This is a genomic window from Rhodococcus sp. IEGM 1366 (genome assembly GCF_033142425.1).
Taxonomy (GTDB): Bacteria; Actinomycetota; Actinomycetes; order Mycobacteriales; family Mycobacteriaceae; genus Rhodococcus_F; species Rhodococcus_F globerula.
Genome location: NZ_JAWLRZ010000002.1, coordinates 432,998 through 455,259, shown reverse-complemented (window position 1 = coordinate 455,259; position 22,262 = coordinate 432,998). Strand labels below are relative to the sequence as shown.

Here is a 22,262-nt window from a genome sequence, read left to right as displayed (position 1 = left end):
TCTAGCCGAGTTCAGCGTCACAGCAGGTCAACGAAGTGACCGGACTCGGGCAATCGCGTCGAACTTCACCAGATTGTGTCGTGCGTCCGCCAAAGCGTCATGCGCGTCGGACGGTGCAGGCGGCAGAGCCGGGCTGCCGTTGTCCTCCCAGAACTGGCGCAACTCCCGCGTGTAGCGCGGCAACGACTGGGGCAGTTCGGTCATGTCGCCCCACAGCTGGCACAACGCGACGTGGTCGTACGCCGCGACCCATGCCCACAGTTCGGGAACCACCATCGGCCGCGGAACGAAGAACTTCAGGAGGTCGTCACGGATCTTGTCGCGCGACTTCCAGAGCGGAGACGACGGCGCAGGAAGCTTCGGCAGAACATTCTTGCGCACCCAACTGCCGGCCCGCGCCGGATCGAATTCCGTCGAGACGGCGTAGTACTCTCGGCCGTCCTCGCAGACGACGCCGATGGACACGAGGTCGATGGTTCGACCGTCTTCGATGAATTCACAGTCGTAGAAGTAGCGCACGGCTCAAAACTATGCCGCACCGCCGGTCTCGAGAGCTAATGCACGCCCGGCAGTTGTGGGAAATCTCTAACTGGCGCGCGTGTCCGGGACGTGCGGCCCATCAGTCTGCTCGGCATCGGGATCGACAACGGCCGCAAGTGGAGCGGCAGCCTCGTCGGACTCCTCGAGCTGGTGGGTCTCGTCGGACGGGGACTCCTCCGCCTTGACCGGCTTCGGGTTCTTCAAACTCGCCGCATAGATGTCGACGTATTCCTGGCCAGACAGCTTCATCAGCTTGTACATGACCTCGTCGGTCACAGCCCGCTCCACGAAGCGGTTGCCGCCCATCCCCTCGAAACGCGAGAAGTCGATAGGTTCGCCGACGATGACGGTGACCTTGGCCGGACGCCACATCCTCGAACCGATGGGGTTCATCTTGTCCGTGCCGACCATCGCTACGGGAATCACCTTGACACCGGATTCGAGTGCCAGACGAGCCATTCCGGTCTTGCCCTTGTACAGACGACCATCCGGCGAGCGAGTGCCCTCGGGGTAGATACCGAGCAGCTTGCCGGCATCAAGGACCCGTAGACCGGCGTTGAGCGCGTCCTGGGCTGCGTCCGCACCGGTGCGATCGATGGGCACCTGGCCGACAGCCGTGAAGAACCACCGCTGGAACGCACCCTTGAGTCCGCTGCCCGTGAAGTACTCACTTTTTGCGAGGAACGTGATTCGACGGTTCGAGCGCAGCGGAAGATAGAACGAATCCAGAACTGCCTGATGGTTGCTGGCGAGAATCGCCGCACCGTCAGTGGGAATGTTCTCGTGCCCCTTGATCGTCGGACGCCCGAGCAGCAGGAGAATCGGCCCCAACAACACATACTTGAAGAGCCAATACCACACGGCGTCCCTCCCATTCACAACCCGAATTGCCTTGTGCACGACCTTACTGCGCGCCGGTTACCCTCGCTACACATGCCCCGACCGGCACCTCGTGATCACAAGTGCGACTCAACGCCTGGCAGGCGAAATGACGCCTGGAACCGCCGAACGCGCCAACGCCGCCGCCCCCACCATCCCCGCGGCCTCCCCCAACTGGGCAGCGCGAATCCGGGCCAGAGGTCGATATTTCGCACCCGTCAACAACGTTGCGTACTGCTCACGGGCGTCATCGAGAAACAGTGGAGCCGAACTCGCGACGCCGCCGGCGATCACCACGACATCCGGGTCGTAGGCGTCGGCGACCATCGCCAGGCCGACTGCCAGCCAATGCGTGAACTCAGCCATCGTCGCCAGCGCGAGTGGGTCACCGTCGTACGCGGCATTGGCGATTCGACGCCCGGTCAAGCCGCCCGGGTCGACGGCAACTTCTCGCGCCAGGACTGTTGACGCGGCCGGATCTTCGGCCAGAAGTTCAATTGCTGTGTCCACCAATGCAGTTCCGCTGCAGTACCGCTCCCAGCAGCCGCGCTTGCCACACGCGCACGGGCGTCCGTCCGGCACGACCTGGACGTGGCCGAACTCCGGCGCAACACCGTAACTCCCCCGGTACAGCTCACCGCCGATCAGCAACGCGCCACCGATGCCCGTCCCGATCGCCACCGTGACGACGTTCCGGCCACCAGCCGCAGCACCGAACCGATACTCCGCGTACGCCGCTGCATTGGCATCGTGTTCCAGAACAACCGGCAACCCCAGCCGTACGCTCAGGTCCTTGCCGACCGGCGCGTTCACCCACGGCAGGTGCGGAGCAAAAAGCACGATCCCGTGATCCGAGGTGACGAACCCGGCTACCGCCAAACCCACTGCGGCCACATTGTGCCGACTGACCAGTTCACGCACCACCCGATCGAGCGCATCCTCGAGCGACCGCGCGGACTGGGGCGTCGGAGCCTGCATGGTATCGAGCACTTGCCCGTCGACGTCGACCACCGACGCTCGAATACTGGTGCCGCCCACATCTATTCCGACGGTCAGGATGTCGGCATTTGCACTGCGATTGGTGATCATCCGGTCCACACTCCACACTCGGTATGCGTTCTTGACGATTGTGCCCACCGATGGCACCGAAGTACCAGCGTTTACCGCTTGACAGTCACCGTAATCGGAACGAAAGCAGGCGATCGGGGCTTCGGCGACGAGGTACCGTCGGGCGTCGGCGCCCCACCCCCTGGACCACCGTCCGGCTTCCCGTCGGATGGCGCGCGCCCGCCGAGAAACTCGTCCAGCAGCTCACGCAGCAACGCCAGAAGTACGGCAGCATGCCCTGCCAGGATTGCCAGTAACTCGTGATGTTCACCGCGCATCAAGGCTGCAACAGCGCACACCGGGCACCAACTGCAGCCGCTGAATGCAGGCAATTCCTCCGAGGTCTCGAGATCCGCCGCTGCGTTCGTGCGCCCCTCCGCCATCTGCGCCACAATCGGCTCGATCCGGGAGAGGACGGAATCGGCCAACACCCGGAACTCGGCGAGAAGCTTGGTGTGATCGTCGTTCATACAGGCCACACCGTGGGATCCGGCGAGAATCGAATGATCAGATAGGCGCCGTCGAGTTCGGCACCGGTCACGACGCATCGCCGTAACACCGACGCAAGTCTCACTCTCCGTCGCACCCCGTCCGCTCCCACCAGCACATCGTCTTCGACCCGACCCAACGTCAGTGACGACGGATCGACGAGCGGCAGATACATCCGCATCGCGTAGACCGACTCCAACCCCGTCCCCGATTCCAGCGTCACCGCTATCGGGTCGGGATGGCGGTGCGGCTGCGCAGCGGCCCCCTCGCCCAGCGCAACTGCAATGTCGCCCAGGGCCGCCAACCCTACCGGTTCGGTGCCGACATGTTCGACAACCGTGACGGCAATCCCATCGGCGGCCTCGCGAACTCCCGCGAGCACCGACATCTGGGCCGCGCGAACATTGGACAACCAGCGCATATCTTCATCTGCGTAACTCTGCGAAACGGGTTGCGGAACAACACTATTGACGATTATCCGCGCAACCGGCAGCACTGAGAGCGCAAGACCGGACAGTGTGCGCCGAGTCGCAAGCGCCGCCGATCCCTGCGCCGACGTCACGAGATGAATCTCCGTGTGCGAAGTTGCGGCGATACACGCTGCGATCTCGTCGACCGACGAGACAATGCGTTCGATTATCGACACCAACAGCATCAACCGCACGTCGGTAGCCGCCACCGCCGCAAGCCGCCTGTGACGTGGCCACAGCCGCTCGAGGTACTCGGACACCATCGCGGGCGCGCCGAGGATCCGCAACGCCTCCGGCGACGGCGGGCAATCCACGATCACGACGTCGTATTCGCCGCTCGATGCCATCCCGACGACCTCGGCAAGCGCCAGAATGTCCGCGATGCCAAGCGAACCCGTGAGTTCCTCGGGCTCCAAAGTCTGGAGCGACGATCCGTGTTCATGGGAACCCGCCGCATCGAGTAGCGCCGACACACCACGGAACTTGTCTTCGACAAGCGTCAACGTATCGACCTGCCAGACATCCATCCGGTCGAACAACGGGGTCACTACACGCGGAACCGGAATCGCCAGCACATCCGCAAGCGAATGAAGCCGATCGATCGACATCAGCAGAACCTTGGAACCGGCAGTCGCCGCCGACAGCGCTGCGGCAGACGCCAGCGTCGTCGTTCCACTGCCACCGCTGCCGATGAAGAGTTGAAGACGGGCCCGCGCGGCGTTCAGCCCTCGACTCGCTTCTTCAGTTCCTTCAAAGCCGTGTCCGTGATGATCTTCTCGGCCTTACGTTTGAACAACCCGATCATCGGGATAGTCAGATCGACCGTCAGCTCGTAGGTAACGGACGTACTGCCGCCCGGCTCGGAACGCAAAGTGTACGAACCGGATTGGGACTTCTGAATCTCCCCGCTCACCAGTTCCCAGCTCACCGACATTCCGTCGGGCGCCCACGTGTACGCCAGCTCGTACTTGTCCTTCACCACCCCGGCATCGAGGACGAACCGCACCCGGTTCGCGCGGCCGTTGCCGCCAACCTCCAGAACCTCGACGGACTTGGCCGCCGCAACCCACGCGGGGTACTCCTCGAAATCGGCGATCACGGCCATGACGGCGTCAGGCTGAGCGTCGATGCTGATCAACCCCTTGGTTTTCTCGGCCATCCGACTACTCTTCCTTCCCTCGAAACTTCATGGTCCCCGTAATTCTCCCCGAACACGGGCCTGAAAACCTCCTGCCACGTCACATAGATTCGGGCGCCACACCTGCCGGGCGCCCCGCTTCCAGCTCGCGCTTGAGTTCAAAGGACATGACCTTGCCGTCGACGCGCCGTGCGCGATTCATGGCGGCCAGGTCGAGATCAGCCAGGCCTGACGGGGACACACCCACTGGTTCCGCGTGCAGGAAATAGTGAACGATGGCGCCGTCCATGACCGGTTCGAGCCACACCTCCATGGTGCCGACGAGACTGCCGGACACACCCCACCGGAAGCCTGCGGGACCGCGGTCCTCGCGCACCTCGAGCTGGAGATCTCGCCACCACCGGCGCCACTGCGCACGCGAAGACAACAGTTCGGCGACACGCTCGGGCGGTGCCGCGATGAAAGTCTGGTCTGCGACCTGAATGCTGCTCACGACAGTTAGCTTCACATATCGCGTCGACGAGTGAGCGAACGGTGTCACACCACTGCGAAACGGACAGACTGTAAGCCGGGCCACAACTATGCCGGACGTGCGACTACAGTGAATAGCGTCAAACCCTACTCGTCAGTATTTCGCAGTGTCGGAGGTATTTTGTGCCTGAATACAGCGCACCCCAGACGTTCACGATTCCCGAGGATGCCTCTGCGGTCGACTCGGTGTTCACATTCGCGAAGACGAAGCCTGCGGCCGTCGTCTACAAGCGAAAGGTCGGCTCCGCATGGGTCGACGTCACTGCCGGCGAGTTCGCCGCCCAGGTAACCGCAGTTGCCAAGGGTCTGATCGCGATCGGCGTCAAGCAGGGTGATCGCGTCGGGCTGATGTCCGCGACTCGCTACGAGTGGCCACTGATCGACTACGCGATCTGGGCCGCAGGCGGCGTGACCGTTCCGATCTACGAAACATCCGCCGCCGAGCAGGTTCGCTGGATTCTCGAGGATTCCGAAGCCATCGACCTCGTTGTCGAGAACGACGTCCACGCAGCCACCGTCAAGGACGTCGCAGAAGCGTCGCCGTCGCTGCGCACCGTCTACCAGATCGAGGCCCCCGCAGGCGGACGCGGCGCCGTCGAGGAACTCTCTGCCCTGGGCGCCGACATTTCCGACGACGAGGTCCAGACGCGCGTCAACGCTCTGAAGGCCTCCGATCCCGCAACCCTGATCTACACCTCCGGCACTACGGGCCGCCCCAAGGGCTGCCAACTGACACACTCCAACCTCATTGCAGAGTCGAAGGGCATCCTCGACTCCAACCTCGGCGATCTGCTCAAGACGCCAGGCGTGCGCACGCTGATGTTCCTGCCCCTCGCTCACGTCCTGGCGCGCGCGGTCAGCATCGCCTCGTTCGACGCCGGCGCCACCCTCGGGCACACCAGCGACATTCCGAACCTCGTCCCCACCTTCGGCGAATTCAAGCCCGACTTCATCCTGTCGGTACCGCGAGTGTTCGAGAAGGTCTACAACAGCGCCCGCGCAAAGGCCCACGGCGAGGGCAAGGGCAAAATCTTCGACGCGGCCGCGGAGACCGCTGTCGCGTGGAGCGAGGCCAAGGACAAGGGTGGCGCCGGTATCGTCCTCAAGGCCAAGCACGCGTTGTTCGACAAACTCGTCTACTCCAAGCTGCGGGCAGCCCTCGGCGGACAGTGCCAGCTCGCCATTTCCGGTGGCGCCCCGCTCGGCGCGCGGCTCGGCCACTTCTTCCGCGGCATCGGAGTCACGATTTACGAGGGTTACGGCCTCACCGAAACCACCGCCGCATTTGCCGTCAACACCATCGGCTCCCAGAAGGTCGGAACCGTCGGAAAACCGTTGGCCGGCAACTCTGTTCGCATCGCCGACGACGGTGAGATCCTACTCTCCGGACCCGTGGTCTTCACCGGATACTGGCGCAACGAGAAGGCAACCGCCGAGTCGATCGAGAACGGCTGGTTCCACACCGGCGACCTCGGAACCGTCGACGCGGACGGGTTCATCACGATCACCGGACGCAAGAAGGAAATCATCGTCACGGCAGGCGGAAAGAACGTCTCCCCTGCCCAGCTCGAGGACGCATTGCGCGCACATCCGCTCATCAGCCAGGCAATCGTCGTGGGCGATCAGAAGCCGTTCATCGGCGCACTGATCACCATCGACGCCGAAGCTTTGCCCGCCTGGAACGAGCGCAATAACAAGGCAGCCGGCACCACCGCGGCTGATCTGGTCAGCGACGGCGAACTTGTCGGCGATATCCAGGACGCGATCGACGAGGCCAACAAGCTGGTCTCCCATGCCGAGGCAATCAAGAAGTTCAAGATCCTGCCGGTCGACTTCTCCGAGGACACAGGCGAACTCACCCCGACGATGAAGCTCAAACGCAACGTCGTCCACGCCAGCTTTGCCGCGGAGATCGAGATGATCTACGCGAAGTAACACCGCGCACACCTGTGGCCGCCATACCTTGGAAAAGGTGTGGCGGCCACAGTGCTAGATGCTCGAGGCTCAGCCGAGCAGCGCCTGCAACTTCGACGCGAGCGTGTCCCACTTCCAATCGGTCGCCACCCAGTCGCGACCGGCGGCGCCCATTGCGGCAGCTCGATCACGGTCGGACAGGATCTCGATCACCGAGGCGGCAACATCGGCAACCGACGTACCGTCGACCACTAGCCCGGTCTTGTTCTGCTGCACCGTTTCCGGGGCACCGCCACTGCGACCCGCGATCACGGGAACACCCGTTGCCGACGCCTCGAGGTACACGATCCCGAGACCTTCGACGTCGAGTCCCGCACCACGGGTGCGGCACGGCATCGCAAAAACATCGGCGATGGTGTGATGGGCAGCCAATTCCGCCGCCGGGACGGTGCCCGTGAACACGACGTGATCGTCCATCCCGGTCTTGTGGGCGAGCTCACGCAGTTTCTCGTCGTACGGCCCACCCCCCACGATGACAAGTACAGCGCCGTCGATGCTCGCACGGATAGTCGGCAGTGCCTTGATCAGCATGTCCTGCCCCTTGCGCGGCACGAGCCGTGACAGGCAGAGAATTGTCGGGCGCTCCCCCAGTCCGTACCGTGCCCGCAATTCTGCGCGAGCAGCCGAATCAGGATGGAAGACAGACGTATCCACTCCCGACGGCAGATGCTCCAGCGCAGCCTGCGGCCCGAAAGCCGCCGCGAACCGGCCTCGGGTGTATTTGCTGACGAAGGTAACCGTATCCGTGTTTTCACCGATTGTCCGCAACGACTGCCGCGCACCGGGAATCATCGACCAACCCACTTCGTGACCGTGAGTACTCGCGATCACCCGCGACGCACCTGCGCGGCGGACCACCGGCGCCAACAACGCAAGGGGCGCCGCCGCGCCGAACCACACGGACTCGCAGTCATGCTTCTTGACCAGTTTCGCGGCCCGTCTTGCGACAAACGGAGTCGGAAGCATCAAAGTCGTGGGATGCCTCACGACCTCGAAAGGTTGAGCGGCATCGAACTTCTTGTGCGAATCACCGCGCCACCGCGGCGCATAGACAACCAACTTGTCGGCCGGAAGATGCTTCGCGAACGTATGTAGATACGACTGGATTCCGCCCGGTCGGGGCGGAAAATCATTGGTCACCAAAAGGGTCCGGCGCATTCGTCCACCGTAAAGCACGAGCCGATCAACCCACGCTGCGGTGCAGCCAATCAACGCACGCTGCGGTGCAGCCAATCAACACACGCTGCGGTGCAGCCAATCAACCCAGTGTGCGGTGCAGCCAATCAACCCAGCCGTCGCGCAGGTCGTCGATACTCACACCAAGGACGTCGACGATGCGCCGGTTGATCTCCTCCGGTGTCGACGGCCCCACAGCCAAGGCGCGGAATAGTTCCGTCAGCTCGGACTCGCCGAAACGATCCGCAATATAAGCATTGATCGACCACGCCGATTCGTACGCAAGGGAACTCACCACCGGCACGCCCCCGAACTGTGAATCCTCGGGAAACTCCGACGGCACGTCACCGGACCGAACAGCGGCCGCAAGTGTCGGCGCAATCTCCCGCGCCGCCCGCCCGGAGCCACGGTTGCCGGCATACTCCGCGTACCCTTCGAGCACCCACATGGGCGACCCGTCCCGGGTCTGGGATCGCGCCGCGATATGCATCATCTCGTGGCGAAGCACCGCCTGCCGCGTCGTCGAAGTCAAGCGTGATGCGGCGGCCGGCGAGAATATGATGCGCTGCCCACTCACGTCACTGGCACCGTCGCGCACCGTATCCGCCACCGACACAGCCGCTATGGACGATCCGTCGTGCTGCGAACCGACCATCGCCGTGAATTCCTCGGGCGAACCGGCGACCATCACGACTGCCCGCTCTGACCAACCGTCGCCCCACAACTGCGTCGTATTCTTCACAGCGCCGTCGAGGTCGGCGGCCAACGCGTCAACGAATGCCTGCTGGCCCGGGTGCCCGACGACTATCGAATCCTCGGCCGCGTTGGTCGAAACCGCGAGTGGACCGAAATCCCATGGACCGTGCCACGAGTCGACGCTCAACTGCGAACCGCTCGAGCCGCTGCCCAGCACGTCGACAATCGAACCGTCAGCGAATACGAACCACGAACCGTCACGTTCCGCAAAAGTCATCAAGACAGACTTACGCGTCGGCGCCGCATCCACACCGTCGAGTGCATAACGCAGGTTCACCTGAGCGCCCCACAATGTGACGCCGTCGGGCGACCCCGTTCGGGCAGCCTCGACAAGTGTTCCCGGCGAGACCTCGTACGCCCAATCCGAAAAACTCAGTGCACCGGCAGCCGTGGCGCGCCGAATCTCTGCGTCGAGCAACCCCGGGGCGGCGGCAGCATCTACGAACTGCGCCAGCGATGTCGGATCGTCGGACATCTGAGCGCGTGCCCACGAATCGAGGAGCGCTTGAACCTCGCTGACACGCGCAACATCCGCTTCCGCAGCGGACTGCTGGGACGAGCCCGGAGCGTCAGTCAGGACAACGGTCAGTCCGAGGATCACCACAACGGCACACCCGAGCGCAATGAGAGCTGGGTACTCCCAGCGGCGCTTACGGTTCGTCCCGGCTGCGGGGGACGTCATGGGGTCACTCGACACGATGCCGAGTGTAGGAGACGGAGGGGACCCCCAGTCGCAGCGGCCGAGCCACTTGTGACGATGCGCTGGTCAGTAACGGCGAGCAGTCGAGAACTGCATCCCTGCCATCGACTCGACCTTCACCGGTACGCCGAACGTCGACGCGTGGAGGATGTTGCCATCGCCGGCGTAGATACCGACATGCGAATTGTCGCTGTAGAACGTGACGATGTCGCCCGGCTGCAACTGGTCACGGGATATCGGCGTACCACCCGCTGCCTGGGCCTGGCTGGACCGCGGCAGTGTTTTACCGATTTGTTTGTACGACCACACGACGAGCCCGGAGCAATCGAACTCGTTGGGCCCGGTAGCTCCCCAGACGTACGGGTCGCCGATGCGGGTCAAACCAGCCTGTAGTGCCGCGGTGCCCGACCCTGGAGTCAGATTAGCCAGGATTTTGCTGGCGTCGACGCCCTCTGGAAATGTCGACCCACTCAATTGCACGCGTTCGGCTTCGGTCAGATCGTCGAACGCCTTGGTCACCTCGGCAACCTGAGCCTGAAGTTCGCTCTGCTTGCGCTGCAGATCGTCGCTCAGCGCCTTCGCCTGATCGGCCGCAACCCGTGCAGCATCCGCGGATTGTTGCGACGAGTCCGCTGCCTGGCGAGCGTCGAGCGTCGCTTCGTTGAACTGGCGGACCTGCACCGCCGCGTCGTTGGAGATGACATCGAGTGCAGACATCTGATCGAGCAGCTGCTGCGGTGAATCGCTGACCATCAAGGCAAAGAGCCGATTGGTCCGCGCGCCCTGATAATTGGCCGTAGCAATTCGATTCACAGCCGGCGCAACCTCGGCGACCTTGGCCTTTGCCGCGTCGTAGCGTCCCTGATCCTCGACAAGTCGAGCTTCAGCGTCGAGCTGCACGGACGTCTTTGCATCGAGATCGATCTGCGCGTTGTGCAAAGCCTCGTTGGTCTGCTCGGACACTCGGGCGAGTTCGCCGAGCTTCTCGAGTGCCTCGGTGGGATTCGTGATCACCGGGTCGGCGGCCGCCGGCATCGATGGCAACGCGACAAGCCCAACTGCCAATACGCCTGTTGTGAGCGCGATGCGGACCCGGCTGTACTTTCTCGATGAAAACGATCTAGATGAAACCACGGAACGCGACTCTCCGTCTCAGTTTTTGTGATGCCTGCCGATGCCCGTCAGGATCTGTTAGCTGGATGTCAACTACCCACACTACCTGCCGACGGCACCTAATGTCTCGATAAGGTTACGGAATGGCATACGTTTGTGTCTACTCGCCGGTAGGTGTAACGGGAGCGAAGCGAGGGTGCACCCCTCGGAACGCCCGGAACTCACCCGGATAAACAGATGTGGGCCTCGAATCAGTTGATTCGAGGCCCACATCTGCACAGAGTGGAACTGCCCCTTTTCCAGTGGATCAGGTCGACCTTCACAGGTACCCGATCAGTGACACCGGATCAGAAGCGGCGAGCACCGTCGTACGGCATGGACGACACGGGTGCCAGCTTCACGGGCTGACCCGCGGTCGAAGCATGGATGACATTTCCGTTGCCCGCGTAGATACCCGAGTGCGATCCGCCGTAGAAGGAGATGACGTCGCCGACACGGAGATCGGACTGCGCAACTGCGACACCGGCTGCAGCCTGGTCGTAGCTCGTGCGGGGGATGTTGAGGCCGGCCTGCTTGTAAGCCCACTGGATCAGACCGGAGCAGTCGAACGCGTCCGGGCCTGCCGCGCCGTACACGTACGGGGCGCCCAGCTTGCTCTCTGCGGCGCGAACAGCCTGCTCACCAAGGGTGGAGATGGGAGCGGCGGGTGCAGCCTGTGCAATCGGCGCAAACGCGGGGTTGTCCGTGACACCGGGGATAACGGGAAGTTCGGGGATCGAGACGCCCGGGATGTCGAACGTACCGACACCGGGGATGGTGATGGGGTCTGCCGAGGCAGGCGCAGCGGTTGTAGCAAAGGCTCCGGCTGCAAGTGCGCCGGCGACAACCAGTGTTGCCGAACGCTTCAAACTTTGTGACGCCACTTAAGGGGTGCTCCATTTCTTCCATTCGTCCGCCGACCGAGTTAGCTGACGGGTTCGGGCTGGGAAGATCAGCCCTACCCGCGTGGTCCGTAGCGATGACGCTTGCTACGCCCCAGGCGGGATTCACCCCAGTGAAACTTGGGTTCCCGGTTCGGGTTCCTCGCGGAGATCCCGATTAGGCGGTTCCTGACGAAGCCGGTCCTTTGTGGCCCGGCAAGACTTCGTTAGGTCTCAGGAAGATTACGAAATGATCGCGGCGATGTCGACCGCATCGCCAATTTCGCGTGCGATTCATCCGAATTTCCGCGCAGTCGCGCTCGATACGCCAAAACGGTCACAGCGGGATAACGATACGTCCGGTTTCCGTAACGTCGTGAACCATTTCTCGTGAGTCGACCCGATTCGATCCGGCCCGGCAATCCGTGACTTACCCCAGATCAGCACCAGTTACGTACCGGTAGGCCCCTTTTCGCCCGAGGTGGATTACGAGTCGGCACACGCCAGGCAACGCAGCCAGATCCACTCCACCCGAGTGCGACACCGAAGGCGCCGACGCACCTCGAAAATCGCCCAACTGTGACGCTCGTCTCTTTTAGGTCACGGGCGACCAAATGCTGGGGTGCGTGCGATGCCCGTTAGTCCCGAATTCAACTTCTCTTGGTCCTTGCGCCGAAGCGACCGATTCCTGTCGGCCCCTCCCTCTACTGTCTTGCGCTGTGAGTCATGCCGACGCTGTCAAGGCCGCCGTTGACGCCGATCCGGATATCGGCCGTCAACTGTCGTTCGACGAGCTGGACACTCCGCTCAGCGAGACGACGTTTGTAGTCGTCGACCTCGAGACCACCGGCGGAAGCGCGGACAACGATTCGATCACCGAGATCGGTGCCGTCAAGATTCGCGGTGGCCAGGTGCTCGGCGAGATGGCAACTCTGGTCGATCCCGGGCGGTCGATCCCGCCGTACATCGTCGAACTGACCGGCATCACCGATGCCATGCTGATCAACGCTCCGCGCATCGATCGCGTTCTACCCGCGTTCCTCGAGTTCGCGAAGGGTTCCGTACTCGTTGCCCACAACGCGCCCTTCGACATCGGATTCCTCAAGGCGGCAGCTTCCCGCACGGCCCGGCCTTGGCCACCGTTCCAGGTTCTCTGCACCGTCAAACTCGCCAGGCGTGTCCTGACCCGCGACGAAGCACCCTCGGTCAAGCTCTCTGCGCTCGCGCATCTGTTCCGCGTCTCCACCCAACCGACGCACCGAGCGCTCGACGACGCCAGAGCCACCGTCGACGTGCTCCACGGCCTGATAGATCGGGTCGGCAACCAAGGCGTACACAGTTACAGCGAGCTGATCGACTATCTCCCCAACATCTCGGCTCATCAACGCGCCAAACGCTCCTTCGCCGCAGACCTCCCCCGAAGGCCGGGCGTCTACCTCTTTCGCGGCCCATCTGACGAAGCGCTGTACATAGGGACGGCAGTGGACCTGCGTCGCCGCGTCCGGGGCTACTTCACCGGTTCCGAGACGCGTGGCCGCATGAAGGAGATGGTGGCCCTTGCCACCCGGGTCGATCATGTGGAGTGTGCTCACGCCCTGGAGGCCGGAGTACGCGAACTCCGGCTCCTCGTGGCACACACTCCGCCGTACAACCGCCGCTCCAAGTTTCCCAAACGCGGATGGTGGATCGTTCTCACAGACGAGGCCTTCCCGCGGCTATCCGTGGTGCGTAGCCCGACGCCGCACTCGATCGGACCGTTCACGTCCCGCGCGAGCGCGCAGGAGATTGCAGAGACCGTGTGCGAGTTCACCGGGCTGCGTACCTGCACCAAGCGGATACCTCTTGGCGCCGTGCACGGGCCTACCTGCCCCGCACGCGAACTGGGCTCGTGCCCGGCAGCCCGAGATGACACCGCGGAGCGCTATGCGGTGTCAGTCGCCGACGTTCGAGAGTTCTTCGCCGGCGTGCACGACATGCCGCTTCAACGGATGAAAGCGCGCATCGAGCAACTCGCTGCCACCGCACTGTTCGAGAACGCGGCCAGACTGCGCGACCGAACTGCCGCAGTTGCAGTAGCAGTACGACGCACTCAAAAGCTCGCCGCCGTCGCCGCCATCGATCAGTTGGTACTGGCGCGCCCCGCGCCGGAAGGCGGCTGGGAATTGGCCGTGATCCGCGCCGGCAGGCTCGCCTCGGCCGGCCTTGCCCGAGCCGGGACTCACCCGATGCCCGTGGTCGACGCCCTCGTCGCATCGGCCGAAACCGCACTTCCCGACAACACACCGCTGCGCGGAGCGCCCCCGGAGGAACTGGCGCTCGTCGTCCGCTGGCTCGGATCGGACGGAATCAGGATCGTCTCCGCTACATCGGGCTACACCGAGTCGGCGTGCGGCGCGGGGCGGTGGGAAGACTGGTGCCACCTCGCCAAGGCTGGAAACGAATCCGAGCGTGCAGAGAACCATCGTGATGCCTGGAATGGGCGCGGCGACGCGAGGACATAAGCTCGACCACAGCACAGCACCGCGCAACCAGAGGAGCGACATGATCAATGCGATCGTCATGATTCACGCCGAATCGGCCCGAATCCCGGAGACCGCTCAGGCCGTCGCCGACATCCCCGGAGTCAGCGAGGTGTACTCCTGCGCAGGGGACGTCGACCTGATCGCGGTAGTCCGGGTCCGTGACCACGCCCAGATCGCAGAGGTCATCACCGGCCGGATCAACAAGGTTCCCGGAGTGACGCGAACCGCCACTCACATTGCGTTCCAGTCCTTCTCCAGCGCCGACGTCGAAGCTGGGTTCTCGCTCGGCGAATGACTCTCAGGCGCCTCGGTCAAGCGCCTTCGGTCAGCGCGGTGGTGAGCGACGCCCACCTCCGCAGCAGTTCCGCAGCTGCGCCGCTGTCGATTGCGACAGCGGCCGAGGCCATTCCCGCGGCAATCGCACCTTCCAGGTCGTCACCGACTCCGTTGAAGGCCGCGATCGCCGCGCCCGCGTTGAGTAGCACCGCGTCCCGGACGGGGCCAGGCTGACCGGACAGCAGGGTGCGCGCGACCTGAGCGTTCACGTCCGCGTCGCCGCCTCGCAATTCGTCCAGTGGTACCCGAGCGATGCCCAGATCTCGCGGATCCAGTGTGACGGTTCGAACCGCTCCGTCGGCAACGATGTACACGGTCGACGTCGTGGATGTCGTCAGTTCGTCGAGTCCGTCGTCGCCGCGAACGACCAATGCCGAATTACCGCGCTGCGCAAGAACTCCCGCAACAACGGAGATCAGCTTCGGGAAGGCACACCCGATCAATCCGGCACGCGGTCGTGCTGGATTCGTCAAGGGACCGAGCACGTTGAAGGCCGTCGGGATGCCGATTTCCTTCCGTGGCACTGCCGCAAATCGCAGGGCCGGGTGAAATACGGGCGCAAAGCAGAAACCGATTCCGACCTCGTCTACGCACCGAGCCACGTCTTCCGGGCCCAGATTGATCCGAACACCCAGTGCTTCGAGCACATCGGCGCCGCCACTCTTCGACGATGCTGCCCGGTTGCCGTGCTTGACCACTCGAATTCCCGAGGCGGCCACCACAATCGAAGCCATGGTCGAGATGTTGACGGTGTTGGAGCGGTCGCCGCCGGTTCCGACGATGTCGACCACATCGGAATCGACCGGCACCGCTTTAGCGTGTTCGAGCATCGCGTCGGCAAGGCCCTGCAACTCTGCGGGTGTCTCGCCCTTCATCTTCAACCCGACACCAAAGGCGGCGATCTGCGCCGAACTTGCGTTGTCGGACATGATTTCGCTCATCGCCCAACGGGAATCGTCGCTCGACAAATCGGAACCATCGGTGAGCTGACCGAGAATCATCGGCCAGGACCGCACGACACCGCTCGAATCGGAGTTCACAGCGTTGGTTGCGTCGGTGCCGGCCATCTACTTCGGTCCCCTATGTTCAGTCGAAATGTTCAGTCGAATCAAATCGCGATGTATCTGACATACGTAGCGTAGTCAGTCACCGTGCGGCAGTCGCGAATCGGTCCGCTCACACTGATCGTCGGCCCTTGCCCGGGCCTGACTGCGCCGCATCCCCCGGCTGCAGCGCGTCCCATCCCGCGACGGACCCACCCAACCGTTGAGCCAAACCTGCCATCCGCGATCGCTCCTGCGAGCAGTGCAGCGCGTCCAGAAGCTGGACGCGTTCGAACACCACCCGAACCACACCGTTGCCATCGCTCGACGCGCTATGCGCGGCTGTCACCGAGCGCCGATATCCGTCCTGAGCGACGATCGACTCGGCCTCTCCGAGTGCCGCCTCCGGAAGGTCGAGATGGTGGCGCAGCACCGCCTCCGAATCCGGTCGCCAACGAGGCGGCGCGGAGGCCCCTCGCTCCAAAGCGGTCGAGCACGATTCCACGTCGTCGAAACCTTCGGCGACGATCTCGAGGTCGGCTCTCGACGGATCCAGCGGAGGCGAAACTTTTCTGCTGAAAATTCTCAGGTACCAACGTCTACTCTGGTGTGTAGCTGCCATCGCGTCAGCATATTCAAAGTGTCGCCACCTGCGCGTACGCCGACCGAAATCGCGAACTCGAGCCTTACGACGCGCCGATGACGGACCCGAGTGGCCGTCTCTTACGACGAAGCGTCATACTTCTGTCTGTGACGAGCGCAGTAGGGACTTCAGGATCGGCAATCACCCAACGCGTGCACTCGCTGAACCGGCCGAATATGGTCAGCGTTGGCACCATCGTGTGGTTGTCCAGTGAGCTCATGTTTTTCGCAGGGCTCTTCGCCATGTACTTCGTGGCACGGGCGCAGGCACCGGAGGGCAATTGGCCGCCGGAGCCTACCGAATTGAACCTTTATTTGGCTGTACCGGTGACGTTGGTGCTGATCGCATCCTCATTCACCTGCCAGATGGGCGTGTTCGCGGCCGAGCGGGGCGACGTCTTCGGACTTCGACGTTGGTACACCATCACTTTGGTCATGGGGGCGTTCTTCGTCGCCGGCCAGGGCTACGAGTACTACCACCTCGTGCATGAGGGCACCACAATCGCCAGCAGTGTCTACGGCTCGGTGTTCTACATGACCACCGGTTTCCACGGCATGCACGTCATCGGCGGTCTCATCGCCTTCGTTTTCTTGATCGCACGCACCCGAGTCAGCAAGTTCACGCCGGCTCAGGCAACCGCAGCGATCGTCGTTTCGTATTACTGGCACTTCGTTGACATCGTGTGGATCGCGCTGTTCGCAACGATTTATTTCATCCGTTAATCAGCTGAACGCCACAGGCAGCCCCTGACGTCCAGTCCGTCCCGACATACCAAAGGGATACAGATGAGTTCATCCCCCCCTCCCACATCCGATACAACAGCGACCGCCGCGAAGACGCGTCGCCAGCGGAAGATCCGCCGGCGTGTCACCGGAGCGCTCGTACTGATGATGGGATTGATCAGCGCAGGTTTCCTCGCCTCGGCACTGACACCCGCTCCGCAGGTCGCTACTGCAAGCGACGATTCAGCCGCGCTTATCCGTGAAGGCAAGCAGTTGTACGACACGTCGTGCATCACGTGCCACGGAGCCAACCTTCAGGGTGTCGCGGACCGCGGTCCCAGCCTGATCGGTGTCGGCGAGGCGGCAGTGTACTTCCAGGTTTCGACCGGTCGTATGCCTGCAGCACGCAACGAGGCACAGGCTCAGCGCAAGGACCCCAAGTTCGACGCTGCACAGACCGATGCCCTGGGTGCTTTCATCCAGGCCAACGGTGGCGGCCCGACGCTCATTCGTGACGAGAACGGCGAAATCGCTCAGTCCTCGCTTCGCGGTGGCGACATCGGCCGAGGCAGCGAACTGTTCCGCCTGAACTGCGCGTCTTGCCACAACTTCACCGGCCGCGGTGGCGCACTGTCCTCGGGCAAGTACGCACCGGTCCTGGACCCCGCCAACGAGCAGCAGATCTATGCCGCTATGGTCACCGGCCCCCAGAACATGCCGAAGTTCTCCGATCGTCAGCTCTCGATCGAGGAAAAGAAAGACATCATCGCCTACGTGAAGTCGTCCGGAGAGGCCAAGAACCCCGGTGGTTACGGTCTCGGCGGCATCGGTCCGGCCTCTGAAGGTCTCTTCATGTGGGCCGCCGGAATCGTCGCTGTCGTTGGTGCAGCATTGTGGATCGGAGCAAGGTCATGAGCGACGCTGGCCAGCAGGGCGGCGATACGCCAAAGAAGTACACGGATGAGGAACTCGAAGCGATGACTCGCGACGAGTTGGTCACCCTCGGCACCAATCTCGACGGCGTCGACGTTGTCTACCGTCGCGACCGCTGGGCCGTCGAAGGCACCAAGGCAGAGAAGCGCGCCGAGCGGAATGTTGCGTTCTGGTTCGGCCTCGCCGGCGTCTCGGCGATCGCATTCATCGCGATCTACTTGTTCTGGCCCTGGCAGTACGCCGGCGCCGGTGACGAGAACTACGGCAAGTACAGCCTGTACACACCGTTGATCGGTCTGACCATGGGTCTCGCGATCCTCGGTGTCGGAATCGGTGCGGTCCAGTTCACCAAGAAGTTCATCCCCGAAGAGGTGTCCATCCAGGACCGCCACGACGGTGGATCCGCTGAGGTTGACCGCCGGACGATCGTCGCCGAACTCAGTGACACGTTGGAGACGTCCACCTTCCCCCGCCGCAAGGCCATCAAGCGCAGCTTGATGTTCGGTGGTGGCGCACTCGGCGTCATGATGATCATGCCTCTCGGCGGCCTCATCAAGAACCCGTGGGCCAAGGGCGACGAATCTCCGCTCTGGGTGTCCGGCTGGACCCCGAACTACCCCGGCGAGACCATCTACCTTCGTCGTGACACCGGACGCCCCGAGGACATCGTTCTCGTCCGCCCGGAGGACCTCGACGCCGGCTCCATGGAAACGGTCTTCCCGTTCCGTGAATCCGATCGTGGTGACGAGCACGCGTTGCTCGCTGCGCTGCGCGGTATCCGCAACTCGGTCATGCTCATCCGTCTGCGTACGGAAGACACCGAGCGGGTCACCAAGCGCAAGGGCCAGGAGAGCTTCAACTACGGCGATTACTTCGCCTACTCGAAGATCTGCACGCACCTTGGTTGCCCCACCTCGCTCTACGAACAGCAGAGCAACCGTATTCTCTGCCCCTGCCACCAGTCGCAGTTCGATGCACTGCAGTACGGCAAGCCGATTTTCGGTCCCGCTGCTCGCGCACTTCCGCAGTTGCCTATTACAGTGAACGAAGAGGGCTTCCTAGTCGCCGACGGTGACTTCATCGAAGCACTCGGCCCGGCATTTTGGGAGCGTCGACCGTGACCACAACCACCACAAAACCGACAAAGATCGCCGCTGCTGCAGCAGGTCAAGCGGAGGCGATGGACTCGCGCTACCACCTCGCAGCGGGTATGCGTCGTCAGATCAACAAGGTCTTCCCGACGCACTGGTCCTTCATGCTCGGCGAGATCGCGCTGTACAGCTTCCTGATCCTGCTCATCTCAGGTGTGTTCCTGACGCTGTTCTTCGATCCGTCGATGGCGCACGTCACCTACCAGGGCGCATACCAGCCGCTTCGTGGTGTGACGATGTCACGCGCATACGAGACCACCCTGAACATCTCGTTCGAGGTTCGCGGCGGTCTCTTCGTACGCCAGATCCACCACTGGGCCGCATTGATGTTCGCCGCGTCGATCATCGTGCACCTCGCACGTATCTTCTTCACCGGTGCGTTCCGACGCCCGCGTGAAGCCAACTGGGTCATCGGCTGCTTGCTGCTGGTCCTGGCGATGTTCGAAGGCTTCTTCGGCTACACCATCCCTGACGACCTGCTCTCCGGCACCGGCCTCCGCGCCGCGTTCGGTGGTATCACGATGAGTGTCCCGATCGTGGGTACCTGGCTGCACTGGATGATCTTCGACGGTGACTTCCCCGGCGACCTCATCATCCCGCGTCTCTACGTCGCTCACGTATTGCTCTTCCCTGGCATCATCCTCGCGCTGATCGCCGGCCACCTCGCACTGGTCTGGTACCAGAAGCACACGCAGTTCCCCGGCCCCGGCCGTACCGAAGAGAACGTCGTCGGCGTTCGCATCCTTCCGGTCTTCGCCATGAAGGGTGGCGCATTCTTCGCCATCACGTTCGGCGTGCTTGCACTTCTCGGTGGTCTGTTCCAGATCAACCCCGTGTGGAACATCGGTCCGTACAACCCATCTCAGGTCTCCGCTGGTTCTCAGCCTGACATTTACATGATGTGGACGGACGGCCTCGCACGACTGTGGCCCGCCTGGGAGATCTACCTGTTCGACCGGTACACGATCCCCGCAGTGTTTGCCGTCGCACTGATCATGGGCCTCGTCTTCGCCATGCTGTTCGCGTACCCGTGGATCGAGAAGCGCCTCACCGGAGACGACGCTCACCACAACATCCTGCAGCGTCCCCGCGACGTTCCGGTTCGTACCGCAATCGGTGCAATGGCTATCGCGTTCTACGCGGTCCTGACGATCTCGTGCATCAACGACATCATCGCGTACCACCTGCATATCTCGTTGAACGCAATGACGTGGATCGGCCGCATCGGCATGATCGTGCTTCCGCCGCTCGCGTACTTCGTGACGTACCGCTTCTGCATCGGCTTGCAGCGCAGTGACCGTGCAGTGCTCGAGCACGGTATCGAAACCGGCATCATCAAGCGGATGCCGAACGGCCAGTACATCGAAATCCACCAGCCGCTCGGACCCGTCGACGATCACGGTCACCCGATCCCCCTCGAGTACCAGGGTGCAGCTGTTCCGAAGAAGATGAACAAGCTCGGCCTGGCCGGCAAGCCCGGCACCGGCAGCCTCACCAAGGCAGACCCGGTGGAGGAGAGCGCAGCTCTCGAAGCCGCACAGCATGCCGGTGAGCATGAGCAGCTTCAGATTCTGCTCGACTACCAGAACCGCATCCACGGCAATGGCAGTGGCAACGGCAAGGCCGACGATTCCACTGGAGAACTCCACTAGATCGTCAGCAGCAACACGAAAAGACACGGTCGCCGCAACACTCTCGAAAGAGAAGTTGCGGCGACCGTGTCTTTTTCGTGCGCTAGTGTCCGCGCGAGGCACTCCAGGCAGCGCCGAGTGAGAATTGACTGGACACACCGTAATGACGCATGGCGTCGGCAACCCGACGCCTGCCCGTCCTAGGAGTCAATCCCAGGGCAATTGATGCGGATTCCATCGTCAAACCTGAATTCATCAGTTTCAATATCGGATCCCACGGGTTCTCCCACGAATGACCGTGGTCCGCGACCGGTACTGCTTCCTCCCACACCCGGTGGTAGATCCAAGTCATGATGCCCGCCAGTGTCGGGGACTGGATGGACATCATGCTGCTCGGCCACGCTTCTCCCCAAGTGAAGGGGATTCCGACACTCGTGTGATCGAGTATCCAGAAGAAGCTTGGTGGATTCGGGTGCATCCGAACTTGGGAGCCTGCGTTGATTTCATGCGTGATCTGATTGCGCCCCAACTCGGTGTTCGCGTCGACTGTGCTGACGATCAGACGGATGTCGTGGTTGGGACCGCCGTTTTCCTCCCAGTACGAGCCCGGCTTCTTCTCGGCCAGCACCGTGTACAGAGGCACTGTGTCAGGCATACATGCGTACGACGCGACGGGCTTCGAACGCGAAGCCTGAATTTTGTACATGTCCGGGGCGGCAAACGGCCCGTGCATCACGTCGATGGGCAGACCGTGGACATCGGAGTCACCGTGCTCCCAGGCCTGCAACAACTTGGGAAGCGATTGGAGTATCCCTTGTGTCCTGGCAATACCGGACTCGAGGTCGTGCGCCACTCCGGCCAGGATGTGCTGCGTGACATCGGCGACGGTGGCGTCGGGGCGTCGGTAGGTGATGACGCCGTCTGCGACAGAAAGGAATCCGAACTCTTCGAGCCGCGCCACTGTCTTTTCGGTCGTATCCATCGAACCGCCCGTCACTTCGGCAAGCTCGGCGACGCTCTCGATCCGACCACGTAAGGCGATGTCGAGGAATTCTGCCAGTTCGGTAGTTCGGTTCATGTCGGGGACCCTTCCTCGACCACCGTCTCGTAGTGCTCGACAACCGGGAAAGGGTCGTAGAAGTGATGGAGAAGCTCGCGCCACCGCTGGTAGCCGTCGGACTGCCGGAAGCCCACCGTGTGCGCTTCGAGGCTCTCCCACTCCACGAGCAGTAGGTACTGCTGCGGCGATTCCATACAGTGCGAGAGATGCAGACGGATAAAGCCGGGCACCGCGGAGATGATGGACTTTGCTGTACCGAACGCCTTCTCGAATTCTTCGGACAGAGCCGGATCAACCTGGAGCAGTGCATGTTCGAGGATCATGTGTCGAGTGTCGCAGAGGACGACGCGGTCTCTTGCGCTCCCCCGCCCCAACGCAAGAGGCGCCGAACCCCACGAAGGGTTCGGCGCCTCTTTGTCGAGAGCGTT

The 22,262-nt window shown here is 62.7% G+C and carries 22 protein-coding genes and 1 riboswitch; of the genes, 7 read left to right on the top strand and 15 right to left on the bottom strand.

Annotated elements, in window-relative coordinates; all coding sequences use genetic code 11:
* Positions 1–27 precede the first annotated feature (27 nt).
* The 7 genes from R4P64_RS08115 to R4P64_RS08085 all read right to left on the bottom strand — a co-directional run bounded on the left by R4P64_RS08115 (position 28) and on the right by R4P64_RS08085 (position 5,116).
* Positions 28–519 (bottom strand): polyadenylate-specific 3'-exoribonuclease AS, encoded by a 492-nt coding sequence (locus R4P64_RS08115; RefSeq protein WP_033231015.1) that lies wholly within the window; start codon positions 517–519, stop codon positions 28–30.
* 66 nt (positions 520–585) lie between these two features.
* Positions 586–1,401 (bottom strand): lysophospholipid acyltransferase family protein, encoded by an 816-nt coding sequence (locus R4P64_RS08110; protein ID WP_116101470.1) that lies wholly within the window; start codon positions 1,399–1,401, stop codon positions 586–588.
* A 108-nt stretch (positions 1,402–1,509) separates the two neighbouring features.
* Positions 1,510–2,508 carry an ROK family glucokinase gene (locus R4P64_RS08105; RefSeq protein WP_317820522.1) on the bottom strand — a complete coding sequence of 333 codons (999 nt, stop codon included), beginning with the start codon at positions 2,506–2,508 and terminating at the stop codon, positions 1,510–1,512.
* A 71-nt stretch (positions 2,509–2,579) separates the two neighbouring features.
* Entirely contained in the window at positions 2,580–2,996 is a 417-nt protein-coding gene (locus R4P64_RS08100) for a hypothetical protein (protein WP_033231017.1), read from the bottom strand.
* Positions 2,993–4,177, bottom strand: a complete 1,185-nt coding sequence (locus tag R4P64_RS08095) for an ArsA family ATPase (protein ID WP_317541712.1) — start codon at positions 4,175–4,177, stop codon at positions 2,993–2,995. Before R4P64_RS08095 ends, R4P64_RS08100 begins: the two co-directional genes overlap by 4 nt.
* Positions 4,178–4,206: 29 nt before the next feature.
* Positions 4,207–4,644 carry an SRPBCC family protein gene (locus R4P64_RS08090; protein WP_095886509.1) on the bottom strand — a complete coding sequence of 146 codons (438 nt, stop codon included), beginning with the start codon at positions 4,642–4,644 and terminating at the stop codon, positions 4,207–4,209.
* Positions 4,645–4,723: 79 nt separating this feature from the next.
* Positions 4,724–5,116: a polyketide cyclase / dehydrase and lipid transport gene (locus R4P64_RS08085; RefSeq protein ID WP_317820187.1), complete on the bottom strand. Its 393-nt coding sequence runs from the start codon at positions 5,114–5,116 to the stop codon at positions 4,724–4,726.
* 161 nt (positions 5,117–5,277) lie between these two features.
* Here R4P64_RS08085 and R4P64_RS08080 point away from each other — a divergent pair, with 161 nt between their 5' ends.
* Positions 5,278–7,089, top strand: coding sequence for an AMP-dependent synthetase/ligase (locus R4P64_RS08080; RefSeq protein WP_219111949.1), 1,812 nt, complete (start codon positions 5,278–5,280; stop codon positions 7,087–7,089).
* 69 nt (positions 7,090–7,158) lie between these two features.
* On the opposite strand, the gene R4P64_RS08075 is transcribed toward R4P64_RS08080, so the two are convergent.
* The 4 genes from R4P64_RS08075 to R4P64_RS08060 form a co-directional block, all read right to left on the bottom strand.
* The gene (locus R4P64_RS08075; protein ID WP_033231021.1) at positions 7,159–8,286 is read right to left on the bottom strand and encodes a glycosyltransferase family 4 protein; all 1,128 of its coding nucleotides are present in this window, start codon (positions 8,284–8,286) and stop codon (positions 7,159–7,161) included.
* Positions 8,287–8,386: 100 nt separating this feature from the next.
* Positions 8,387–9,757 carry a hypothetical protein gene (locus R4P64_RS08070; protein ID WP_230589956.1) on the bottom strand — a complete coding sequence of 457 codons (1,371 nt, stop codon included), beginning with the start codon at positions 9,755–9,757 and terminating at the stop codon, positions 8,387–8,389.
* Positions 9,758–9,826: 69 nt separating this feature from the next.
* Positions 9,827–10,894 carry a C40 family peptidase gene (locus R4P64_RS08065; RefSeq protein WP_033231023.1) on the bottom strand — a complete coding sequence of 356 codons (1,068 nt, stop codon included), beginning with the start codon at positions 10,892–10,894 and terminating at the stop codon, positions 9,827–9,829.
* Between the two features lie 326 nt (positions 10,895–11,220).
* Positions 11,221–11,796 carry a C40 family peptidase gene (locus R4P64_RS08060; protein WP_033231024.1) on the bottom strand — a complete coding sequence of 192 codons (576 nt, stop codon included), beginning with the start codon at positions 11,794–11,796 and terminating at the stop codon, positions 11,221–11,223.
* A gap of 14 nt (positions 11,797–11,810) precedes the next feature.
* A riboswitch (cyclic di-AMP (ydaO/yuaA leader) is annotated at positions 11,811–11,988 on the bottom strand.
* Positions 11,989–12,512: 524 nt separating this feature from the next.
* On the opposite strand from R4P64_RS08060, the gene R4P64_RS08055 reads away from it, so the two are divergent.
* Together R4P64_RS08055 and R4P64_RS08050 are read left to right on the top strand one after the other, a co-directional pair.
* Positions 12,513–14,294 carry a DEDD exonuclease domain-containing protein gene (locus tag R4P64_RS08055; RefSeq protein WP_411742649.1) on the top strand — a complete coding sequence of 594 codons (1,782 nt, stop codon included), beginning with the start codon at positions 12,513–12,515 and terminating at the stop codon, positions 14,292–14,294.
* A 40-nt stretch (positions 14,295–14,334) separates the two neighbouring features.
* Complete coding sequence (locus R4P64_RS08050) at positions 14,335–14,610, top strand: Lrp/AsnC family transcriptional regulator (protein ID WP_033231456.1); 276 nt, start codon at positions 14,335–14,337, stop codon at positions 14,608–14,610.
* 16 nt (positions 14,611–14,626) lie between these two features.
* On the opposite strand, the gene trpD is transcribed toward R4P64_RS08050, so the two are convergent.
* Both trpD and R4P64_RS08040 read right to left on the bottom strand, forming a co-directional pair.
* A complete protein-coding gene (trpD, locus tag R4P64_RS08045; protein ID WP_033231025.1) occupies positions 14,627–15,718 on the bottom strand; it encodes an anthranilate phosphoribosyltransferase in 1,092 nt (363 codons plus the stop codon).
* Between the two features lie 109 nt (positions 15,719–15,827).
* A complete protein-coding gene (locus tag R4P64_RS08040; RefSeq protein ID WP_233365283.1) occupies positions 15,828–16,316 on the bottom strand; it encodes a hypothetical protein in 489 nt (162 codons plus the stop codon).
* Positions 16,317–16,444: 128 nt separating this feature from the next.
* Between R4P64_RS08040 and R4P64_RS08035 the strand changes: the two genes are divergently transcribed.
* The 4 genes from R4P64_RS08035 (at position 16,445) to R4P64_RS08020 (ending at position 20,795) form a co-directional block, all read left to right on the top strand.
* Positions 16,445–17,059, top strand: coding sequence for a heme-copper oxidase subunit III (locus tag R4P64_RS08035; RefSeq protein WP_033231027.1), 615 nt, complete (start codon positions 16,445–16,447; stop codon positions 17,057–17,059).
* A gap of 63 nt (positions 17,060–17,122) precedes the next feature.
* Entirely contained in the window at positions 17,123–17,974 is an 852-nt protein-coding gene (locus R4P64_RS08030) for a cytochrome c (RefSeq protein ID WP_080711563.1), read from the top strand.
* Positions 17,971–19,113 carry a ubiquinol-cytochrome c reductase iron-sulfur subunit gene (locus R4P64_RS08025; RefSeq protein WP_033231028.1) on the top strand — a complete coding sequence of 381 codons (1,143 nt, stop codon included), beginning with the start codon at positions 17,971–17,973 and terminating at the stop codon, positions 19,111–19,113. Before R4P64_RS08030 ends, R4P64_RS08025 begins: the two co-directional genes overlap by 4 nt.
* Positions 19,114–19,172: 59 nt before the next feature.
* Positions 19,173–20,795, top strand: a complete 1,623-nt coding sequence (locus tag R4P64_RS08020; protein ID WP_317541710.1) for a cytochrome bc complex cytochrome b subunit — start codon at positions 19,173–19,175, stop codon at positions 20,793–20,795.
* An 82-nt stretch (positions 20,796–20,877) separates the two neighbouring features.
* Here R4P64_RS08020 and R4P64_RS08015 read toward each other — a convergent pair whose 3' ends face one another.
* Complete coding sequence (locus R4P64_RS08015) at positions 20,878–21,852, bottom strand: helix-turn-helix transcriptional regulator (protein ID WP_033231030.1); 975 nt, start codon at positions 21,850–21,852, stop codon at positions 20,878–20,880.
* The gene (locus tag R4P64_RS08010; RefSeq protein WP_287162679.1) at positions 21,849–22,157 is read right to left on the bottom strand and encodes an antibiotic biosynthesis monooxygenase family protein; all 309 of its coding nucleotides are present in this window, start codon (positions 22,155–22,157) and stop codon (positions 21,849–21,851) included. Before R4P64_RS08010 ends, R4P64_RS08015 begins: the two co-directional genes overlap by 4 nt.
* Positions 22,158–22,262: the final 105 nt, after the last annotated feature.